We start from the raw sequence: 22,475 nt of genomic DNA, 5'->3' as shown, positions 1-22,475 counted from the left end.
GATATTTTACATATATATACACTTTTATTATTATATCATAGGAAAATTTTAAATACTTATAGATGAGTATTTAAAAAATTTTCGATAAATTTGTTATTGGAGGTGAGAGACAGTTTTTTTTGTACCACTATATGTATATGAGATTAGGTAGATTGCATTATAGTATAAATTAATTGAGTTTATTAGTTTTGTTAATTTCTAATCGTCAAATCATATATTATTAAAATCGTTGTACTAATCTTCACTTCAAACATTCTTCTACATTTGGTAATCACCATCTAAGTACTTATCACTTAAATTTCCAATGATCATTCTTACATACCTATTGTCTCAATTGGGGACATAAAGCAACCAATCAATCAAAATTTTCCCTCTTTCTCAATTTCGTCAATTGGTTCATCTTTATGATCCTCTAATAAAGCTAACTTTTGCTTTTCATATAGTGGAAAATAATATGAAAGTAAGGGAGAAGATAATCTATGTTAAAAAAGTCTGGAAAACGAATTAGTATCATAACTATTCTTAGCTTGCTTTTTTCAATTTTATCTCTATATAGTGTTGTTCTATCAGCGCCGGTAGATGCCAATGGTGATGGTTTATTTGCAGAGTATTTTTCAAATCAAAATTTGTCTGGAACACCGAGTTTTACTCAGATAGATCCAAGTATTAATTTCAATTGGGGGCAAAGTGGTCCAGGTAGTGTAGGGAGCGAGAACTTTTCCATACGTTGGTCTGGAATGGTAGAACCTAGATACTCTGAAATTTATACAATTTATGGTACAACAGATGATGGGGTTCGTGTATGGGTAGATGGTCAGTTAGTAATTGATCGATGGGCTATTCAACCTGCTACTGAAATAAAAGGTAGAGTAGAGTTGGTTGGAGGGCAAAAAGCGTATATTACGGTTGAATATTTTGAAAATGATGGAGAAGCTTCAGCTCAATTAGCTTGGTCAAGTGATAGTCAGGCAAAAGAAGTTATTCCACAAGAATTACTATATTCTGAAGGAGACGGTTCACCAGTTCCACCCACTAGAGACCCACCGCCATTTCCTGAACCGGATTACTATTATACCGGAAAATATTCGCCTCCTGATGGTAAAGCACTTTTAATTATTGGTCAAGATTTAGCAGCTGTGGAAGGTTATGTGGCAGATCCTGATTTACCTGTTCCAGCAGGAACTACGACGTATTGTGATATTTCTGAAGGAAATCAAGAATATATTTTATATGGTTGTAGTTTGGATGAAAGAATTGATTATGGATCTGGCCCTATAAATATGTTTGAAAACTTAAGAGATTATCCAAATTCTGTGTTGCAAATGGGCTTGTATATTGTAGACAATACAGGAACTAACTTAACACATATTGTTGATGGTACTCATGATCAATATATTGATCAATTAGGGAATTCTTTTAAGGAGGATGGTCGTCCAGTTTTTCTAAGAATTGGTTATGAATTTGATGGTCCATGGAATCATTACAATGCAGAACAATTTGTAGATGCATGGAGATATATTGTAGATCGTTTTGAATTTCTAGGTGTAGACAACGTAGCTTATGTATGGCAAGCTTCCACTTGGCAAGTTACAACACCAATTGAGAGTTGGTATCCTGGTGATGAGTATGTAGATTGGATGGGGGTTTCGTTTTTCCAATACGTTCCTGCTCCATATGACCAGATGCTTGATTTTGCTAGAGAGCATGATAAACCAATTATGATTGCAGAATCAACACCACAAGGGTATCATTTGGATACAAATTGGAATTTTTGGAATGGTGATGTAACGGATGAACAGATTTGGAGCTGGTATCAGTTGCTTTTCTCGTGGATAGAAGAAAATAGAGATGTAGTTAGAGCTTTGTCCTACATTAATAATGATTGGGCAAATCAGGAGATGTGGGGAGATTTATGGGGAGATACAAGAATTGAAACGAATGATTACATTAAAACGAAATGGTTAGAAGAAATAAATAATGGAATGTGGATGAATGCGTCACCAGATCTGTTTGAAATATTAGAGACAGGTGTACCTGTAGATGATACTGAAGCTCCTACTGTCCCTGCTAATTTGTTTGCTGATTTAGTAACAGATACTTCTGTAAATCTATCTTGGTCCCCTTCCACAGATAATTACGGGGTGTCAGGATATGATATTTATAGAGATGGAAATTTAGTAGGGTCATCTAACAGCACTCATTTTACTGTAACTGGTTTATCTCCAGATACAACTTATACCTTTACTATCACAGCGAAGGATGTATCAGGAAATGTATCAAATGAAAGCATCCCATTATTAGTGACTACAGCTGGGCCAGACATAGAACCACCAACAATACCAACTAATTTAGCTGCAACTGTCATAACACAATCCACTGTTAATATTTCATGGAATGCATCGTCAGATAACCTTGGAGTTTTAGAATATGATGTATATATGGACTCAAATTTCATTGGATCAACAACTGATACCTTTTATGTGGTGAATGGACTTAATGCAGAAACAAATTATGTATTTACAGTTTCTGCAAAAGATGCAGCTGGAAATAAATCTGGGGAAAGTGAGCCATTAAGTGTTACTACAGAATCACCAGATACAGAACCACCAACTGCACCAACCAATTTGAATGCTAGTAACGTTACTCAGTCAAGTGTCAATATTAATTGGACATCATCAACTGACAATGTAGGTGTTGCTGAATATGATGTATATATGGATTCAAGTCTTGTAGGTTCTACAAGTAATTTGACATTTGAAATAACTGGTCTAAATGCTAGTACAACTTATTCATTTACAATCATCGCTAAAGATGCGGCAGGTAATAGCTCTACAGAGAGCATTGCACTTAATGTAACTACAGATGAAGCACCAGCGGGAGATTTCTCAAAAGGCGTAGACACATTAAGTAACTCACAAGTACAGATATGGTTTGTTCCAAACGGCTACACACCAAATTTTGTGACATTACACTACAGAATAGATAATGGTACACAACAGAATTATTTCCTACAATATAATGGAACAAGTGATCGATGGGAGTATACGATTAACAATGTTCCAGTAGGTTCTTCAATTAGTTATTATTTCACTTATGAAATGAATGGGCCTCAATATGAATCTCAGACCTATATATTTGAACATGAGGGTGACGGAACACCGAATATTGATTTCACTTCTAATGTAGAAGCTATTACTGATTCACAAGCTCTCATTTCATTTGAACCAAACGGTTATACTCCAAATTTTGTAGTAGTGCACTACAGGGTGAACAACGGAGATGAACAAAACTATTTTCTAAATGATGTTGGCGGTGGAGATCGTTGGGAATATACGATTTCTAATTTATCAACAGGGGATGTAGTGGATTATTATTTCACATATGAAAAGAATGGACCTCAATATGACTCTGAGCATTATGAATACACACATTAAATGTAAACAACTCATATCATTAAATTAAAATAGTTAAAGAACTCCTGTGCAAGCAGATAAAATTCTGTAGCATAGGAGTTTTTTTGTTGAAAAAATATAGTATATTTAACACTTTTGTTTGTTCTAATTTAAATTTGTAAATAATAAAAACGACTTAATTTTTATGTTTCTGAAATAAAAACAAGTAAAAGTCAGAAATTAGGAGCAGGCAAATTGGATAAAAGAAGGATCTTACTCATATTATTATGTTTTACATTTATAATTGGAATATTAGTCTCAAGATTGTTCTGGATTCAAGTGGTTGAGACCAGAAGTTATTCAACTATGGACATTAATCTTGTTGAGCGTTCCGTTAATCAAAGAGAATCTGGAGTTATACTATCCTCTGGAAGAGGTCACTTTTATGATCGTAATGGAGATTCATTAACAGGAAGGTTGGTACATGTTGTAGCCGTCTTTCCAAATCAAAGTCATTTCCAGGGAAATGAACAAAAAATAAATAAATTAGTAAGTATATTAGACATTACATTAGAAGAGTGGACTGAATTCTTTAATAGTATAAATGAACCTGTCATTTGGAAGGAGGATCCAACTGCAATAATTCCTTATTTATTAACAGCCGATGAGGTAGCACACATCAATGAACTCCATTTACCAGGTATTCAAGCTATCCAATATGAACTAAGATACCCTGATCCTTATATTGCAAGCCATTTAATTGGTTTTGTAGGTGAAAACCCGAGTAGAATAAAAAATTTATACCCAAATAAAATTGATCGTGGAGAAATGTCCATAAATACATTAATTGGTGCTAGCGGATTAGAAAAAACATTTGACTCACTAATTCAAAGTGTAGAAGATATATCACTTTCATTTTTCACAGATGGGAAACATCGAGTGATTCCTGGATTAGATTTAAGGCTCATTCAGTCTACTAATCCATTTTATCCTTTAAAAATTCAGACTACGATTGATAAAAATATTCAACAGAACGTGGAAAGGATACAAGCCTCATATACAAATCAAAATAGTGCTGTGGTTGTTTTAGATACTCATAACGCTGATGTTCTAGCAATGTCCAGTCTTCCTGGTTATGATCCTAATCGGGTAACCATGACTGTAAATCATTGGGGCAATCAAGCTTTAAAAGCGCAAATCCCTGGTTCCATTTTTAAAATCATTGTTGCAGCGGCAGCAATAGAAAACGATTTAGTAGATCCAAAAGAAAAATTTGAATGTAACGGTCATCTTGGAAAATATAGATTTACATGCTGGAGAAAGGAAGGTCATGGTACAATTTCATTCGAGGAAGCTTTTGCACAATCTTGCAATATTACCTTTGCAAAAGTAATGGAACGAATGAGCTCTGACATGTTAACAAAAACATTTAGGAAATTAGGTGGTTTACAAAAAAATGGATGGTTTCAGATTCAAGGAAAATCTGTATTTTATCAATTTGATCATGAGGAGGTAGGGCAAATTTTTTCAGCCGATACTGATAGATATGATGAAGGTGTGAAAGCTCAAACCTCAATTGGTCAAAGGGATGTATTGATGACACCACTGCAAGCCGCAAACCTTGTTGTCACCTTGCTTAATCAAGGTGAAGTAAAGCAACCAAAGGTAGTAAAGGAAGTTCGTTACCAAAATGACTCTTTTAAACAAGCTTTTGATGATCAGTTTCTAAGTACGGGAGAACATAATATTTCATTGCAAACTTCAAATTTATTATTGCATTGGATGGAGGAGGTTGTACAAGACGGTACTGGAAAAAGTTTAAAAAGCAATCCCTGGAAACTAGCAGGAAAATCTGGGACTGCAGAAGTGATTGTTGATGGGAAAAATGGAGAAAATCAATGGTTTATTGGCTACGGTCCTCATAAAGATCCTAGATATTCGATCGCTGTATTTGTTCAAAATCCTTACGAAGGAGCACAACATATAGCTACGAAAATTTTTGGAGAGATTATGAAGTGGTTAGCCGAGAATGGTTATTAGTCATGTTTGGCTTATCTAGTTCTTTTAAAATAAATAACCAACTTCAAATATAGAATCTATTTTGACAATTTTTTTCAAAATGGATTTTTTTGTTTACCATAGAAAATGGATTTCAATGAGGAAGAACTGCAAACATGTGAATTGATGACAGAGGCTAGTTTAGATGAAATAGATTTATTCTTTTTTTTGTCTTGCCAATAACCCCCCAGGGGGGATATAGTGAATATAAGAGGTGATAAAAATGTCAGATCATCATAAACATCGAAAAAGTGTGGTAAACCGCTTAGCTAGGATTGAAGGACATGTTCGTTCTGTTAAAGAAATGGCAGGTACAGGAAGGGATTGTGGAGATTTGCTCATTCAGCTGGCAGCTATAAGATCAGCTTTAGATAGTTGTGGAAAATTAATTTTAAAAGATCATTTAGAAGGATGTGTCGTAGAAGCAATTAAAGAAGGTGATGAAAAAGTGATTGAAAAATTAAACGATGCGATTGATAAATTTATACGTTAGAGAGGAAAAAGCCTACTATGGAACATCCTTTAGGTTCACCCCAATCCAATAGTCAAATAATAAAATTCATACTGGTTCTAGCCTTGCCAGCAGTGATAGAAAATTTTTTTCAAACTATTCTTGGTTTTGTAGATACTCTATTTGTTTCTAAATTAGGACTAATAGAAGTTTCAGCTGTTGGTGTAACTAATGCCATATTAGCTATATATTTTGCAGTTTTCATGGCACTTGGAGTTGCAACAAATGTTTTTGTAGCTAAAAATATTGGGGCAGGGAAGAAAGACAAAGCGAGCCAAATCGGACAACAAGCTATTATTTTATCTATTTTTGCAGGAGTATTGTTTGGACTTATATCTTTATTTTTTGCTGAACCACTTTTGAAACTTATGGGTGTAGATAAAGATGTTCTTGCTCATGCCACGACTTATTTTCGTATTGTAGCTATCCCCTCTATTTTGATTTCATTAATGTTTGTTCTTAGTAGTATTTTAAGAGGGACAGGAGATACAAAAACGCCGATGAAAGTTAGTATTATGGCAAACCTATTAAATATTTTATTAGATTATATACTCATCTTTGGTTTTTTCTTCATCCCTTCATTTGGTTTAGCAGGAGCAGCATGGGCTACGGTTCTATCTAGATTAATTGGAGTGATTGGACTATCTATGTACATGTTTAAATCAAAATCCATACAAATTTTAAAGGAAAATTGGAAGATTGATAAGCAATCACAACTAAATTTAATGAGATTAGGTACTCCTGCTGCAGGGGAAAGACTTGTGATGAGAGTAGGGCAGGTACTCTATTTTGGAATGATTGTAGCAATTGGAACCAATACATTTGCAGCTCATCAAATTGCAGGAAATATTGAGATTTTCTCTTATATGATTGGGTACGGATTTGCAACAGCTGCTACTACTCTAGTAGGACAAAAACTAGGTGAAAATGATTATGAAGGAGCAAAAAAGTACGCAAATATGTCTATGATCCTAGGTATAATTTTTATGAGTATTTTTGGTATCTTGTTATTCTTTTTAGGAAACTGGGTTGCGTCTTTCTTTACAAGTGATCTTGTTGTAATGAAGCAAATTGCACTTGCATTAAAGATAGATGCTTTCATTCAACCCGTTCTTGCAATCGTTCTTATTTTAACGGGAATCTATCAAGGAGGAGAAAATACAAAATTTCCTATGTATATTACGGCAATTGGAATCTGGTTAATAAGAACAATTGGGGTTTATTTTTTAGGGATATACCTTGGGTGGGGGATTGCTGGAATCTGGATAGCAATAGGTCTTGATAACTTATTTAGAGCTATCTGTTTATGGATTCGTTATAAAAATAATAGATGGATCGTGAATACATAAATTTAAACTACACTTAAAAAAACAAAAAATCATTTAATTTAAGGTTTATAACAATCCCTGAAAAAATGGATATTATTGTGAACATCCCAATATTAAAAATCCTTCCTTCAAGCCTTCATTTTTACTATTGTGGCAGAAAGCCTCTTTAAGAAAAATTTCTATGGTTTTTTCATGCCGATGACCTTCGTTTAAGGAAATCGGCACTTTTTATTAAGATTTCATTTTCCAGTATAATGGAGCTTCTTTCCCTAAAGCACCTTCAACTTCTCCACCTTCATTACGCCAATATTCAATACCCCCTATTAATTCTTTTACTTTAAAACCAAGTTCTGCAAACTTGGCTGCAGCTTTTGTTGCTCCATTGCAAGCAGGTCCCCAGCAATAAGTGATCATTACTTTTTCCTTAGGAAATGAATCTGTTGTTTTTGCATTTATCTGATTCGTAGGTAAAGAGATCGCTCCAGGTATATGACATTCTTCGTATGAACTAGGTTCTCGAACATCAACAAGAATGAAATGATCACATCCTTTTTTTAAATCAATTAAGAGATCGGCTACATCTTTCTCAAATGCAAGTTTTGATGTGAAGTGTAGAAACGCTATTTTTGGGTCAGCTGCTTCAGATTGTAATACCAATGAAAATTTAGGTTTTGTGTTCATTCTTTTTTCCTCCCAAATTAAATTATTTCGTTTTCATTTTACTTTATTTTCTGTATTATAGTTATAGATATTTAATGATGTTAATTATCAGAATTACTGATAAGGCGGTGAAGAGTAGGTGGAATTACTATATTTAAAAACTTTTTGTGAAGTCATAAAATGGGGTACTTATACAAGAACAGCTTTAGAACTAGATTATGCTCAATCTAGTGTAACTAATCATATTCAGAAACTTGAAGAATCATATGGCAATGTCAAGCTCCTACAGAGAAGAGGAAATGTTATGGTACCTACAGACACAGGAGAAGTGCTTTATGATTATGCAAAAAAGATTCTATCATTACATCAGGAAGCAAAAGATAAAATTATAAAACAAGACACTGGAATCATTACAGTAGGAACAGTAGAGACATTAGCAATATATTATCTACCAGAAATTTTAGAGGAATTTAAAAAGAGTTATCCAGAAGTAAGGGTTCGTATTATACTAGATACTGAAACTAATATTATTCATAGATTAAAATTCAAAGAAATTGATTTTGGTTTAATATTAGATGTTCCATACTCTTCAAAAGACATAAATACCATTCCTATAAAAAAGGAAAATATGATCATCTTAATGGACTTAGATCACCCTCTTTCTAATAAATCAATACTTACAATCCAGGATATAGAGAATAAGAAATTAATTTTGACAGAGGAAGGTTGCACATATCGTGCACTCCTAATAAATGAAATGAATAAGCATTTTATTACTTGTAATATTTCATTAGAACTAAGCAGCGTTGAGACGATAAAAAAAGCTGTGGAACATTGTTGGGGAATTGCTTTTTTACCACATTTTTCGGTTGAGAATAATATAGTAGATAGGGGTTTGAAAGTGATACCTTTTATCAACCCTAACATAAATTTCTATAGTCAATTGATTTACAGGAAAGATAAATGGATTTCAAAGGCTTCTCAAAAATTTATAGATTTACAAAAGGTTCATTCGAATTGATAGGAATTATTTATAGTTTTTTAAACATTGTGTATATAGAATAAGTGAGAAGAAGGTTAAAAAAGTGATTGAAATTAAAGAAATAACAAACAAGATAAGAAATTAAGTTAAACAATTAGTTACAGAAAACTGGGGTTCTTCTATGATGGTGTCAAGGGGGAAAGTGCATTTTATTGATAAGTTGCCAGGTTTTGTAGTGTACTCCGATAGTAACATCATTGGACTTATTACTTACATCATCCAAAACAAAAAGATGGAAATTGTATCATTAGATAGTTTCATTGAAAACAGAGGAATTGGGAGTCAGCTGATTAATAAAGTGATAGGAAAAGCAAGAATGGAAAAATGCAAGCAGGTTTGGCTAATTACAACAAATGATAATACTAGAGCAATTTCGATTTTATCAAAAAAGAGGATTTAAGATGAAAGATTTGCATTTGAATGCCGTTCAGGAGTCTAGAAAATTAAAACCACAAATTCCTTTAACTGGTTTCAATGATATTCCTATAGAACACGAATTAGAATTTCACTATGATTTATAAGTTATGAAACATCAATTTTTTAAACATAAGGAGAGATTTATGGACAGAAAATACATTTTGACCGATTTAGATGGAACATTACTTCGATCAAATCAAAGCATATCTAAATATTCAGTAAGAGTACTTACAGAAGCATTAGAAATAGGTGTTACCATTAGTTATGCTACAGCAAGAAGTTATAGGAGTTCAATGGAGATTCTTTCAGATATTCCTTGGAAGTTTCCATTAGTATTGTATAACGGAGCATTATTATTTGATCCTGTTCAACAAAAATTAATAGATGGGTATTTTCTAGATACCATTATATCCAATGAAATTATCAGGATAGGTGAGCAACACAATATATCTCCTTTTTTATTTTTTCTAGATGCAAATGATGAAGAAAAGGTATTTCACAGATCATTATCAAGAGGGAGTGACTTACAATTTTATAAGAGTAGATTAGGTGATCCAAGATTCAATCAAGTTGACCGTTTATTATTTCCAAAGGATTCAAAAACAATCATTGTTACATTTATAGGAACCTATGAAGAGATGATTCCTATTTTTCAAATTGTGAAAGAGACTTTTAGTGATCTAATTCAAATCCACTTTATGGAGGATAGTTATATTACAAATAACTATTTTTTAGAATTTAGCCATCCTTTGGCCAATAAAAAAAGAGGATTAGAACTATGGTGCGAGCATGTGGATTGTAACAAAAAGGATGTATTGGTTTTTGGAGATAACTTAAATGATTTAGGAATGTTTGAAGAAGCTGGATTGAAAGTAGCTGTTCAAAATGCACATGTAAATTTAAAAGGATTAGCTAATGAAGTGATTGATCATCATGATAGTGACTCGGTAGCTAAATATATAAAGAGATTTGTAGTCCAAAATTCTGGTTCACCTTAGGGGGAGGATACTTATGAAAATGTTTAGTTTTGATAAAGAGGTAGGAAAGGAAATAACAGCCTTTGATAGTAAAAATATAACCATGTCTAGAATTCTACACTCTAAAGAAACCCATCATATTGGGTGTATGTTCATTGGTTCTGATGGTGTTGTAGGTCATCATCAAGCAGTAGGTGCACAATTATTATTAGTTGTAAGTGGTGAAGGATTTGTTCGTGGTAAAGAGGATGTAAAAACACCAATTAAAGCAGGTCAAGCTGCTTTTTGGGAGCCTGGTGAATGGCATAAAACAACCTCAGAAAAGGGAATGACAGCTATCATTATCGAAGGAGAAAATATAGATACTTCAGCTATAGTAAAACTTAAATAATAAAATAAACAATGATTGAATCCTTGTAAGAAGTAATGGTAAGCTTTTTACGAGGTTTTTTGACTTGTAAATACAATAATTAGAAAAATTTATATTCCAATAAATAATGCTTCTAATTTCAATTCTTCAATTCTATCTTTTGATGAAACTTTATTAACAAATTTACGTATAATCCATAGGAAGTTAATAGAAAAAGTAGTAGTTTAATAGATCATTAAATAAGTCATTTCAAAACATTATGAGGATAATGATTAACCAATGTATGTTTTTGATCATAATATGATTGTAAACGAATTTGGTTAAAAGTAATCAAAAAGACCATTTAAGGAGCGCAGGAAGATGAGCATGTTAGACAAATTGAAGAAAGGGTTCTCTGAAGCAGGCAATAAAGCAAAAGAAGTGATTGAAATAAACCAATTAAAATATAAAATTTCTGTGAAACAGAAAGAAATAGATAATAAGTTGATGTACATTGGAGAAAAAGTATATGATCAATATCAAAATCAAGCTCTAATTGAATTGGATCAGGACATGGAGATAATGTGTAAAGATATTGAGCAATTAAAAAATGAAATCAAACAAATTGATTTACAGGTGAAAGAATTATCAAATAAAAAAGAATGCAGCTGCGGTTATTTAGTAGATATTGATAACAATTATTGCCCAGTTTGTGGACACAAATTTGAAGTTAAAGTTGTACAGAATGTTTATGGTACAGATAATATTTATAGTAAAGACTATGAATATACAAATATCAAACCAGTAAACGAGGAGCAGTTTACTTGTTCCTTTTGTGATGAAGAGTTAGAGTGCGCTGTTGATGTTTGCCCACAATGTGGTCATTCAACGATGAATTTATAAAGAAAAATAAACCAGCAATTCTGCTGGTTTATTTTTCTCACATTTATATGAGATTTGTAATGGTTTGTAATAGCTGTTCAGAGTACCTTACTTAAAAATGATTTTGTTCTTTCGTGAGATGGAAAATCAAACAATTTTTCAGGTACATTTTCTTCAATTATATACCCTTCATCCATGAAAATCACTCGATCTCCAACCTCACGCGCAAATCCCATTTCATGAGTTACGACTACCATTGTCATGCCTTCTTTGGCTAATTGTTTCATGACATCTAGCACTTCTCCAACCATTTCTGGATCAAGGGCAGAGGTTGGCTCGTCAAATAACATGATTTTAGGTTCCATGGCTAAAGCTCTTGCAATGGCAACACGTTGTTTTTGTCCCCCAGACAATGAATCTGGATAAGCATTTGCCTTTTCAGATAAGTTAACTTTTTCAAGTAAATCTAATGCCACTTTATTTGCTTTTTCTTTCGACCATTTTCTAACTTTTATCGGTGCGAGAGTAATATTTTCAAGAACAGATTTATGCGGAAATAAATTAAACTGCTGAAATACCATCCCTACTTCTGTACGAATTTGATTTATATCTGTGTTTTTATCTGTAAGATTAACACCTTCAATATGAACTTCACCAGCTGTAATAGACTCTAACAAATTCATACAACGTAAACAGGTTGATTTCCCTGATCCTGAAGGTCCTATAATAACAACGACTTCTTGAGGCTTAATTTGAAGATTAATATCTTTTAAGACTTCGTTATCTCCAAAGGATTTTTTTAGATTATTAACGGTTATCATCGATATTCCACCTCTTTTCGATGTAATTTAATAAATAAGTTAAAGATAAAGTTATGACTAAATATATTAATGCAATAAATAAAAGAGATTCCCATACGATAAAGAATTTACCATTTACTGCACGTGCCCAATACAATAACTCTGGAGCTGCAATAACAGATGCTAAAGAAGAATCTTTAATTAATGTAATAAACTCATTTCCAAAAGGAGGTATCATTCTTTTAATGGATTGAGGTAATACAATATAACTCATCGTTTGAACCTTATTCATTCCCAATGATCGTCCAGCTTCAACTTGCCCTTTATCAATAGATTGAATACCTGCTCTGTATATTTCTGCCAAATATGCTGCGGAATTTAGTGATAGGGCAATTATGGCTGAAATTACGGCTTTTATAGGACTTGCACCAGCTATGAATAGAGGGGTAACACCAAAATGAATAATTAAAATTTGTACGAGGAGAGGTGTCCCTCTAAAAAAATTAATGTACCAAACGAATGGTAAACGAATTGGCATTAAACGTGACATTTTTCCAAATGCAATGATTAATCCCAGTATACATCCAATTAGAATACCTGAGATTGAAATACCTAAAGTATATAGTGTTCCTTTCATAAACAATGGGAAATATTCTATAATTACATCTATTCGAATACCTGAGTCGTTCAATATCCAATCATATAAACCTTGCATAAACTCACTCCATTTTCTTCATATAAAACATATCATTCGTAATAAAAAAGAAAAGCGTACCGCTTATTGCGCTACGCTGGAATTTTAAGCCTTACTTCAAACTATTCCTGCTCTAATAATGTTTCTAGATTAGGTGTTGAACCAAACCATTTTTCATATATTTCAGCGTATTTACCATTATCAATGATTGTTGTTAAAGCCTTATCTAACGTTTCTTTCAACTCGCTACCTTCTGGAACCATCATACCATAGTATTCAGCTTCGAAGTTTTCTGGATCTGAAACAAGCTTCACATTATCTTCTGGATTGTTTTTAACAAATTCAGCTGCTACTGCTATATCTGTAACTACTGCTTCAACATTTCCTTCCTTTAAAGAAGCGAAAGCCAACGCTGTTGTCTCAAATAGTTGTAGGTTTGGATTTAATTCACCTACGATTGCCTCTGCTGCAATTTGACCTGTAGTTGCTGTTTGAACTCCTATAATTTTTCCTTCTAAATCATTTGCGCTTTCAATATCTGTTCCTTCATAAAAAGCAATCATATGAGTAGATTCAAAATAAGGACGTGTAAAGTCATACTCTTGATCACGTTCTTCTGTAACAGTTATTCCAGAAATTGCTAGGTCAATGCTCCCATCCTTTAATGAAAGAAATATTGGGTCCCATCCAATATTGTTCAATTCATATTCAAGACCTGCTTCTTCCATTACTGCATCTAATAAATCCACATCAAAACCTACAATGTCTTCTCCATCCAGTGATTCAAAAGGTGCAAAAGCTGCATCAGTACCAACAACTAATTTAGTTTGTTCTTCAGGTGTAGCTGGTTCAGAAGTTTCTCCAGTTGAACCATTTGTAGGCTCCTGACTTTCATTTGAAGGATTAGCGCCACAAGCTGCTAAAATTGCAACCATACTAATCAATAATACAATGAATAAGTTCTTTTTCATTTTTATTCCCCTTTTTGAATAAATTATATATATTTATTTAATAGTATAACCTATTAAGAGAATTTCTCAACCATTGTTTTAGAAATGCAATTTTACGATTAGGATTTGAAGTTTATTTAACAACTGTGATATGTTGGGGCAAAACCTCAATTTTATATTTATTCACTATAATCGTTTCTCCATCTGCTTGAGTAGTAAGGTAATGATTTGGTTCATATTCTATGTTTTCTCCTGCAAAGAAACTCACGGCTTTATGTTTGGCATGTTTTCCAAGATATACGAGTGGGAATAGTGTTAGAAGTTGCAAACGATTGATATTGCTAACAATACAAACCTCTGCTTTCTCGTCATTCTCGTTTGCATTTGGATTAATGATCATACCACCCCCATAGTATGGGAGATTGGAGACAGCGATGAACCATACATTTTTGAGTTGTTTTACTTCTCCATCTATGGTTAAAGCAATGTCACTGGTTCGAAAAGAAAACAATACTCTAAATAATGAAATTACATAAGCCAATCCACCAAGGCGGAGTCCATTTAACCATTTTTTATATTTTGCTTCGTTCGTAATTTGAGCTATTTTTCCATCTAAACCTGCACCAATAGAACATACCGCAACTTTATTATCAATTTTTAATAGATCTATTGATTTACGTTGAGTTGAGTTTAAGATGACTTCAAGCGCTTTCAAGTGATGTCTTGGCAATTTTACTCCCCTTGCGTAATCATTTCCAGAACCAGAAGGAATAAAACCAAAATGGACTTTGTTCTTAATTTCAGCTTGATAGATCCCATTGATTACTTCGTGTACGGTTCCATCACCTCCTACTGCTACAATGATATTTGGTTCATACTTTTTAATTAAATCCATTGTACAAGCAACCCCAGAACCTGCTCTATTCGTAAAACTTTCAACATAGTTTATGTCTTTTTCATTTAATATATTTTTAATTTCATGCCAAACTTTAAGACCCCTGCCATTTCCAGAAACAGGGTTCACAACAAAACCTATCATATCGAACCTACTTTCTTCTAAAGATGCTAATTGTGTCTAATTCTATTCATTCATATTAACTTACTAGATTCATTTCCTCAATAAAAAAATGTCATATTATATCAGTGATTTAAAAGTAAAAAATTCTTGATATTACCAGTCATTTTCATAATGATCAACTTTAAATTATAAATAAACAATCAGGGTAAATATAAGCTTTAGTGAAATTATTTTATATTTAATATAGAAAAAAAAATCGGAATATGATAATATTTCAATAAATATATAACCTTACATCTGTGAGTATAGATGTGGATAAATATTCAGAAATTAATTTATTCACATATAACTTCTTGTGTACTCCAGTAGATTTGACCTCCTTAGAACATTTAAGAGATTTATATAAAATATCAAATCAACTTCAGAAATTTATTTAACTTCACTACTTTCGTTTACACAATATTAAAATTAAATTCACAATGTGAATTATTTTGGTACTATTGATTTTTTTATCTATGAAAGGCTATTACTTATAGCAATATTGCAAGAAGGGAATGAAGCGCTTTCATTGAATGGAATTGTTCTAACTAAATAAATTTAATATCATACGATTTAAATGCTATTAGCGATGGTTTTATCCAACTCATATAATTTAAATTGTTAATTTCTTGGGGGTAATGAAATGAGTGAAACTTCTGTATTACAGGTAAATGGACTGAAAACCTCTTTTTTTATGGATAAATCCGAAGTGCCAGCTGTTGACGATGTTGATTTCAACTTAAAACAAGGGGAGATCATTGCCATAGTAGGAGAGTCTGGATGCGGCAAAAGTGTTACTTCCCTTTCTATAATGGGACTAGTACCTCATCCTCCCGGTAAAGTTGTGGGCGGTGAGATTATTTTTAATGATGAAGATATATTAAAAGCTTCAGAATCAAAGATGAGGGATATACGTGGAAATGAGATAGCTATGATATTTCAGGAACCTATGACTTCTTTGAATCCGCTTTTTACCATTGGTAATCAAATCATCGAAGCAATCTTAATACATCGTAAATGGAATAAAAAACAAGCGAAAATAAAAGCCATAGAATATTTAAAGTTGGTCGGACTACCTCGTGCTGAGGAATTGATGAATGAGTATCCTCATCAGTTATCTGGAGGAATGAGACAGAGAGTTATGATTGCAATGGCAATGGTTTGTGAACCGAAAGTATTGATAGCTGATGAACCTACTACAGCTTTAGATGTTACAATTCAATCACAAATCTTGGCTTTGATGAAGAGATTAAATAAACAGCTAAATACATCTATTATACTTATTACTCATGATCTTGGCGTTGTATCAGAAATATGTGAGAGAGTCATTGTTATGTATGCAGGGAAAATAGTTGAGGAGACGGATGTTAAAACGATATTTGAGAGTCCACAGCATCCTTATACTAAAGGTTTAATTCAATCTGTACCTGATATTCGTGATAAAAAGAGTCGTTTATACTCAATTCCAGGAAATGTACCGATTCCTGGATCTATTAAACAAGGCTGTCGATTTGCTGATCGGTGTGATTTTGTCATGGATAAATGCAAAGTAGAAACACCAGATTTAATTACAATTGAAACCAACCATAAGGTTCGTTGCTTTTTACATCAGGAAAGTGAGGAAAATACTTTATGACAAAAACACTATTAGAAGTTGAAAAGATGAAGAAGTATTTTCCGATTAACGGGGGAATTCTGGGACGGAAAATAGGAGAAGTAAAGGCGGTTGATGATGTATCATTTTCTGTATTTGAAGGGGAGACTTTCGGTTTAGTGGGGGAAAGCGGTTGTGGAAAATCTACAACTGGAAGAACACTTCTTCGCTTACACGAACCTACTGATGGAAAGGTCAAATTCAACAATCAGGAATTAACAAATCTCAGTCTAAGTGAATTGCGTACGGTTAGAAGAGATGTTCAGATGATATTTCAAGATCCATTCGCTTCACTTAATCCTAGGCAAACCGTTGAGAAAATATTAGAAGAACCTTTAATCGTTCATAAAATAGGCACCCCTAAAGAACGAAAACAAATGGTTATTGAAATGTTAGAAACAGTAGGTTTGAGCAGTTATCACGCAAAACGATATCCTCATCAATTCAGTGGTGGACAGCGCCAGCGTATTGGTATAGCACGTGCTCTAATGACAAAACCAAAACTCATCATAGCAGATGAACCTGTTTCTGCATTGGACGTTTCTATTCAATCACAAATATTAAATTTACTAGATGATCTGCAAAAGGCATTTTCATTAACCTATATATTTATAGCACATGATTTAGGAGTTGTTAGACATATTTGTGATCGAGTAGCTGTCATGTATTTAGGTAAAATAGTAGAATTATCGAACAGTGAAAAGCTTTATAAAAAACCACTGCATCCATATACCGAGGCACTTCTAAGTTCAGTGCCTATTCCTGACCCTACATATGAGAGGGAGCATATAGAGTTATCAGGAGAAATGCCAAGTCCTTCTAATCCACCAAAGGGGTGTTCGTTTCATACAAGATGTCCACATAGTATGGACATATGTAAAACAGTTCAGCCAGAGTTTGAAGAAATTGAGCAAGATCATTATGTTGCTTGTCATTTGTACAACAAGAACGAGCAGCTTTAGTGATAGATAAAAAAATTAGGAGGGTTAAAAAGAAATGAAAAAAAAGAGTCTTTTTCTTTCGCTAGTCTTTATTTTTATTCTAGGTATTGCATTAGTAGGTTGCAGCACATCTACTACAGAAAATCCGCCTGAACAAGGGGAGACAAATGATAACAATGAGGAGACTAATGATGATCAGAATCAACAATCAGAGGATAGTTCTTCAGAAAGTACTCTAGTGTTTGGTCGAGGTGCTGATTCAGTTGATTTAGACCCTGCTTTAGTCACAGACGGTGAATCCATTAAGGTAACTTTAAACATTTATGATACTTTAGTGAAATATGGTGATTTAGATACTTCTATTGAACCAAGTTTGGCAACTGACTGGACAACAAGTGATGATGGATTAACATATACTTTTAATCTTCGTGAAGGAGTAAAGTTCCATGATGGAACGGACTTCAATGCAGAAGCAGTTGTTTATAACTTTGAGCGTTGGGCAAATGGTGATAAATCTTCATTCTATTATTATTCATCTATGTTTGGAGGATTTAAAGGGGATGAAGGTCATGTCATTCAAGAAGTAAAAGCGGTTGATGAGCTTACGGTTGAGTTTACACTAAGTCGACCACAAGCACCGTTTCTACAAAATGTAGCCATGCCTCCGTTTGGTATTGCCAGTCCTACAGCTTTAGAAGAGTATGGTGAAAGTTTCACAGAAAATCCTGTGGGAACTGGACCATTTGTATTTCAAGAATGGAAAAGAAATGATCGCATTGTTTTAGTTAAAAATGAAAATTATTGGATGGAAGGTTATCCAAAACTAGAATCGGTTATCTTTGTTTCTATTCCAGATAACGCAACAAGATTAAATGAATTGATTGCTGGAGAAATTGATATTGCAGATGGAGTAAGTCCTAACGACAATACAAGAGTTGAAGAGGAAAGCGACTTACAATTATTCGTTAGACCTTCTATGAATGTTGGTTATTTAGGCTTAACGAATACAAGACCACCATTTGATAATAAACTTGTACGTCAAGCTTTAAATCATGCAGTTGATAAAGAAGGTATTATTGCAGCTTTCTACTCAGGACAAGCAGTTCCAGCTAAAAATCCATTACCACCTGTAATTGCTGGATATAATGACGACATCGATCCATATCCTTATGATTTAGAAAGAGCAAAAGAATTATTAGCAGAAGCTGGATATGCAGATGGTTTCGAAATGGAATTATGGGCTATGCCAGTACCACGTCCTTATATGCCTGACGGTCAAAAAGTAGCTGAGGTAATTCAAAATAGTTTTGCACAAATTGGAGTTAGCGCTAAAATTGTATCCTATGAGTGGGCTACTTACTTAGAAAAAGCAAGAAATGGTGAAGCAGATGCATTCTTATTAGGTTGGACTGGTGATAATGGAGATGCTGATAATTTTATGTATGTCTTGTTAGATAAAGACAACATAGGAAGCAATAACTACGCTTATTACAGTAATGATCAATTACATGACATTTTAATTGACGCACAATCTAACCCTGATCAAGCAAAACGCGAAGAGCTTTATAAACAAGCACAGGAGATTATTCATGAAGATGCCCCATGGATTCCTTTAGTACATTCTACTCCAATCCTTGGTGGAAAGAACAATATTAAAGACTTTTTTGCTCATCCAACTGGTTCACAATCTTTAACAAAAGTTTATTTTGAATAAGATATAGAATTTCAAAAAAAGGGGAGCTAAAACCTCCCCTTTTTTCAAGCGTTGAAAATAAGTTTAACTTCGATACCTGCTAATTCATAAGGAACGAATTAAACAATTCACATATGTGATTTTATTAAGTGGCTCAGAGCCCTTTAAAAGTATTGGTAAAATCATCGGGCTCCAGAAGATAGAAGAATGAATTTCTTCATTTTATTCCGGGGGTCCCTGAAAAGTACTCGGCAATCACATCCGTGTGCATACTTCACTTTTTAGGGTAAATATGGGTATATGAAGAGGTGATCATAGTGTTCAGTTATACCATTAGACGACTTTTAATGTTGATACCCGTTTTATTTGGAATGACGTTTATCGTATTTTTTATGATTCGAGCGATTCCAGGTGATCCTGCTCAAGTGATTTTAGGTCAGCTTGCTACAGAAGAAGCTATTAACAGTTTAAGGGCAGAACTAGGGCTTGACCAACCATGGTTTACTCAGTATTTTGAATATTTAAAACAGTTATTCACCTTGGATTTAGGTGAATCACTAAGAACCAAGACAGAGGTAAGTGAGGAGATTTGGCCTTATTTAGCGGCTACTTTTGAGCTATCCTTCGTGGCTTTGATTATTGCTGTTGTTGTTGGTGTAAACGCTGGGATTATTAGTGCATGGTTTCAAAAATCTTGGTTTGATTATACAGCAATGGTAGTAGCACTCGTAGGGGTTTCTATGCCAATATTTTGGCTGGGTTTAATGGAACAGTGGATGTTTTCTGTTCAGCTTGATTGGTTACCTCCTTCAAAGAGAGAAAATGTTAAAAATCCTGTTGAAACCATTACTCATTTCTATTTAATTGATACGTTAATACAAGGTAGAATGGATCAGTTTATAGATGTGGTAAAACACTTGATTATGCCTGGTATAGCACTTGCAACTATACCTATGGCTATTATTGCCAGAATTACTCGATCCAGTATGTTAGAAGTTATGCGCTCAGATTACATTAGAACAGCTAGGGCTAAAGGGCAGAAGATGTTTTGGGTTGTATATAAACATTCTTTAAAAAATGCGGTCATTCCAGTGTTAACTGTAATTGGTTTACAAACAGGACTATTGCTAGGTGGAGCAATATTAACAGAAACTATTTTTTCCTGGCCTGGGATTGGACGATATATTTACAATGCCATTGAATTTAGGGATTACCCTGTCATTCAGTCCGGTATATTAATTGTAGCAACGATTTTTGTAATGATTAACCTTATTGTTGATTTATTATATGCATTAATTGATCCAAGAATTAAATACAACTAATATTCATTAAAATATGAACAACTCCTAAGGGGAGGATTATTACTTATGGCAGAATTAGCTCGAAATAACGCTCCACAAAAATCCTTAAGGGGAAATAGCTTTCTCTTATGGATAGAAGCTTGGAAAAGTTTTAAAAAAAATAAATTAGCCGTTGTGGGTTTATTTATCGTGATCGTCTTTATATTTTTAGCTCTTTCGGCTCCGTATATAACACCAGAAGGAATTAATGATCAAAAACTAGCGGATCGATTACTACCACCTTCAAGTGAACACTGGTTAGGAACAGATGACTTTGGAAGAGATATTTTATCTCGGGTGATACACGGTGCTAGAATATCACTGTGGGTTGGATTTGTTTCAGTTATAGGGTCTATTGTGGTTGGTTGTTTTCTGGGTATTTTAGCTGGTTATTACGGACGATGGGTAGACACTATCATTTCTAGATTTTTTGATATTATGCTTGCCTTTCCTAGTATATTATTAGCTATTGCCATTGTTTCAGTATTAGGTCCTTCATTAAGAAATGCCTTAATAGCTATAGCTATTATTAATGTTCCTAATTTTGGACGTTTGATAAGATCAAAAGTTCTGAGCATTAAACAAGAAGAATATGTTACTGCAGCAAAGGCGATTGGCATGCGAGATCGTAGAATTTTATTTTTTCACATTTTACCAAATAGTATGGCTCCAATTATTGTCCAAGGTACTTTAGCTATAGCAACTGCTATAATTGAAGCTGCTGCCTTAGGGTTTTTGGGGTTAGGAGCAGAACCACCAGCACCTGAATGGGGGAAAATGTTGGCAGATTCAAAGAATTACTTGGTACAGGCACCATGGACGATGTTTTTCCCAGGGATTGCAATCATGTTAACTGTACTTGGTTTTAATTTGATGGGTGATGGTTTAAGAGATGCTTTAGATCCAAGAATGAAAAACTAAATGTAATGTTACTATTGTTAGTGTTTGATATCTTGTGTTAAGATAGAAAAGCATCACCATTAATGATTGTGGAGGTATTCATTGGCGTGGCTCAAATATCTAGGAAAGACAGTGGAATAACATTACATTCAAAATCGAAATTATATAGTTTAGTTTTAGCTATACTAACACTTGCTATTTTTGTATTGTTGGTTTATTCATTAGATATAAACAAACCGTCATCTCTGGACATTCAGGTTATAGAATGGGTGGATCAACATGCTCCCAACTTTTTATCAGGTTTTTTAACTCTTTTAACTGAAGCAGTGACCTATTGGTCTATTCCAATCGTAGTGTTGATAGCGATGCTCTGGTTGGGATGGAGGAAGCGAGACTTAATAGGCGTAATTATTTTACCTATTGCTGTTGCGATAAGTGAGATTTTAAAAGGGTCAATTAAAGATTTTTTTCAAAGACCTAGACCTGAAATCAATATAGCAGTTGATGGAACAGGGTTTAGTTTCCCTAGTGGACATGCACTTGTGGGACTGGTATGTTATGGTTTGATTGCATATTTTTTAGTGAAGTATACAAAAAGAACAATAGATAAATGGATTATTTCTATCATTTTTATTCTTTTCATCGGTTTGTTAGGATTTAATCGAATTTATTTCTCAGTACATTATTTTACTGATATTATGGCAGGATATTTCTTAGGGCTTACAATTTTATGTGTATCTATTTTCATTTATGAAAGTATAAGTGAGTTGAAAATTCATAAAAAAAATAACTAAACACGAATAACAATATGAACTGCCCCCTGTCAAGTA

The 22,475-nt window shown here is 33.5% G+C and carries 19 protein-coding genes and 1 pseudogene; 15 read left to right on the top strand and 5 right to left on the bottom strand.

Features of this window, described 5'->3' with window-relative positions; all coding sequences use genetic code 11:
• The first annotated feature begins 479 nt into the window (after positions 1-479).
• The 4 genes from ERL59_RS11935 to ERL59_RS11920 all read left to right on the top strand — a co-directional run bounded on the left by ERL59_RS11935 (position 480) and on the right by ERL59_RS11920 (position 7,310).
• A complete protein-coding gene (locus ERL59_RS11935) occupies positions 480-3,434 on the top strand; it encodes a fibronectin type III domain-containing protein (RefSeq protein ID WP_160646455.1) in 2,955 nt (984 codons plus the stop codon).
• A gap of 213 nt (positions 3,435-3,647) precedes the next feature.
• Positions 3,648-5,432, top strand: coding sequence for a peptidoglycan D,D-transpeptidase FtsI family protein (locus tag ERL59_RS11930; RefSeq protein ID WP_160646454.1), 1,785 nt, complete (start codon positions 3,648-3,650; stop codon positions 5,430-5,432).
• Between the two features lie 241 nt (positions 5,433-5,673).
• On the top strand, positions 5,674-5,943 hold the full coding sequence (locus ERL59_RS11925; protein ID WP_160646453.1) for a metal-sensing transcriptional repressor: 270 nt from the start codon (positions 5,674-5,676) through the stop codon (positions 5,941-5,943).
• Between the two features lie 17 nt (positions 5,944-5,960).
• Complete coding sequence (locus tag ERL59_RS11920) at positions 5,961-7,310, top strand: MATE family efflux transporter (RefSeq protein WP_160646452.1); 1,350 nt, start codon at positions 5,961-5,963, stop codon at positions 7,308-7,310.
• Positions 7,311-7,520: 210 nt separating this feature from the next.
• On the opposite strand, the gene ERL59_RS11915 is transcribed toward ERL59_RS11920, so the two are convergent.
• Entirely contained in the window at positions 7,521-7,970 is a 450-nt protein-coding gene (locus ERL59_RS11915) for a rhodanese-like domain-containing protein (protein WP_160646451.1), read from the bottom strand.
• 118 nt (positions 7,971-8,088) lie between these two features.
• Between ERL59_RS11915 and ERL59_RS11910 the strand changes: the two genes are divergently transcribed.
• The 5 genes and pseudogenes from ERL59_RS11910 (at position 8,089) to ERL59_RS11890 (ending at position 11,637) form a co-directional block, all read left to right on the top strand.
• Positions 8,089-8,970: a LysR family transcriptional regulator gene (locus ERL59_RS11910; protein ID WP_160646450.1), complete on the top strand. Its 882-nt coding sequence runs from the start codon at positions 8,089-8,091 to the stop codon at positions 8,968-8,970.
• A 142-nt stretch (positions 8,971-9,112) separates the two neighbouring features.
• Positions 9,113-9,512: pseudogene (locus tag ERL59_RS11905) on the top strand (GNAT family N-acetyltransferase).
• Positions 9,513-9,551: 39 nt separating this feature from the next.
• Positions 9,552-10,406 (top strand): HAD family hydrolase, encoded by an 855-nt coding sequence (locus ERL59_RS11900; RefSeq protein ID WP_160646449.1) that lies wholly within the window; start codon positions 9,552-9,554, stop codon positions 10,404-10,406.
• Between the two features lie 13 nt (positions 10,407-10,419).
• Positions 10,420-10,776: a cupin domain-containing protein gene (locus tag ERL59_RS11895; RefSeq protein WP_160646448.1), complete on the top strand. Its 357-nt coding sequence runs from the start codon at positions 10,420-10,422 to the stop codon at positions 10,774-10,776.
• A gap of 339 nt (positions 10,777-11,115) precedes the next feature.
• Positions 11,116-11,637 (top strand): hypothetical protein, encoded by a 522-nt coding sequence (locus ERL59_RS11890; RefSeq protein ID WP_160646447.1) that lies wholly within the window; start codon positions 11,116-11,118, stop codon positions 11,635-11,637.
• A gap of 77 nt (positions 11,638-11,714) precedes the next feature.
• Here ERL59_RS11890 and ERL59_RS11885 read toward each other — a convergent pair whose 3' ends face one another.
• The 4 genes from ERL59_RS11885 to ERL59_RS11870 form a co-directional block, all read right to left on the bottom strand.
• Positions 11,715-12,437: an amino acid ABC transporter ATP-binding protein gene (locus ERL59_RS11885; RefSeq protein WP_160646446.1), complete on the bottom strand. Its 723-nt coding sequence runs from the start codon at positions 12,435-12,437 to the stop codon at positions 11,715-11,717.
• Complete coding sequence (locus ERL59_RS11880) at positions 12,424-13,131, bottom strand: amino acid ABC transporter permease (RefSeq protein WP_160646445.1); 708 nt, start codon at positions 13,129-13,131, stop codon at positions 12,424-12,426. The genes ERL59_RS11885 and ERL59_RS11880 overlap by 14 nt, the downstream gene beginning before the upstream one ends.
• Before the next feature lie 101 nt (positions 13,132-13,232).
• Positions 13,233-14,081, bottom strand: a complete 849-nt coding sequence (locus tag ERL59_RS11875) for a basic amino acid ABC transporter substrate-binding protein (protein WP_160646444.1) — start codon at positions 14,079-14,081, stop codon at positions 13,233-13,235.
• 112 nt (positions 14,082-14,193) lie between these two features.
• Positions 14,194-15,099 carry a diacylglycerol/lipid kinase family protein gene (locus ERL59_RS11870; protein ID WP_160646443.1) on the bottom strand — a complete coding sequence of 302 codons (906 nt, stop codon included), beginning with the start codon at positions 15,097-15,099 and terminating at the stop codon, positions 14,194-14,196.
• A 661-nt stretch (positions 15,100-15,760) separates the two neighbouring features.
• On the opposite strand from ERL59_RS11870, the gene ERL59_RS11865 reads away from it, so the two are divergent.
• From ERL59_RS11865 to ERL59_RS21430, 6 genes are all read left to right on the top strand, one after another.
• Positions 15,761-16,753, top strand: coding sequence for an ABC transporter ATP-binding protein (locus tag ERL59_RS11865; RefSeq protein ID WP_160646442.1), 993 nt, complete (start codon positions 15,761-15,763; stop codon positions 16,751-16,753).
• Positions 16,750-17,733, top strand: a complete 984-nt coding sequence (locus ERL59_RS11860; RefSeq protein ID WP_160646441.1) for an ABC transporter ATP-binding protein — start codon at positions 16,750-16,752, stop codon at positions 17,731-17,733. The genes ERL59_RS11865 and ERL59_RS11860 overlap by 4 nt, the downstream gene beginning before the upstream one ends.
• Before the next feature lie 34 nt (positions 17,734-17,767).
• Positions 17,768-19,426 carry an ABC transporter substrate-binding protein gene (locus tag ERL59_RS11855; protein ID WP_160646440.1) on the top strand — a complete coding sequence of 553 codons (1,659 nt, stop codon included), beginning with the start codon at positions 17,768-17,770 and terminating at the stop codon, positions 19,424-19,426.
• A gap of 296 nt (positions 19,427-19,722) precedes the next feature.
• A complete protein-coding gene (locus ERL59_RS11850; RefSeq protein ID WP_160646439.1) occupies positions 19,723-20,727 on the top strand; it encodes an ABC transporter permease in 1,005 nt (334 codons plus the stop codon).
• Between the two features lie 45 nt (positions 20,728-20,772).
• Positions 20,773-21,666: a nickel transporter permease gene (gene nikC / locus ERL59_RS11845; RefSeq protein WP_160646438.1), complete on the top strand. Its 894-nt coding sequence runs from the start codon at positions 20,773-20,775 to the stop codon at positions 21,664-21,666.
• A gap of 86 nt (positions 21,667-21,752) precedes the next feature.
• Positions 21,753-22,439: a phosphatase PAP2 family protein gene (locus ERL59_RS21430; protein WP_160646437.1), complete on the top strand. Its 687-nt coding sequence runs from the start codon at positions 21,753-21,755 to the stop codon at positions 22,437-22,439.
• Positions 22,440-22,475: the final 36 nt, after the last annotated feature.

Origin of the sequence: Chengkuizengella marina, from assembly GCF_009910845.1 — a bacterium.
GTDB lineage: Bacteria > Bacillota > Bacilli > Paenibacillales > KCTC-33759 > Chengkuizengella > Chengkuizengella marina.
The sequence above is the reverse complement of the archived record's forward strand: the minus strand, read 5'-3'. Positions and strand labels throughout refer to the sequence as shown.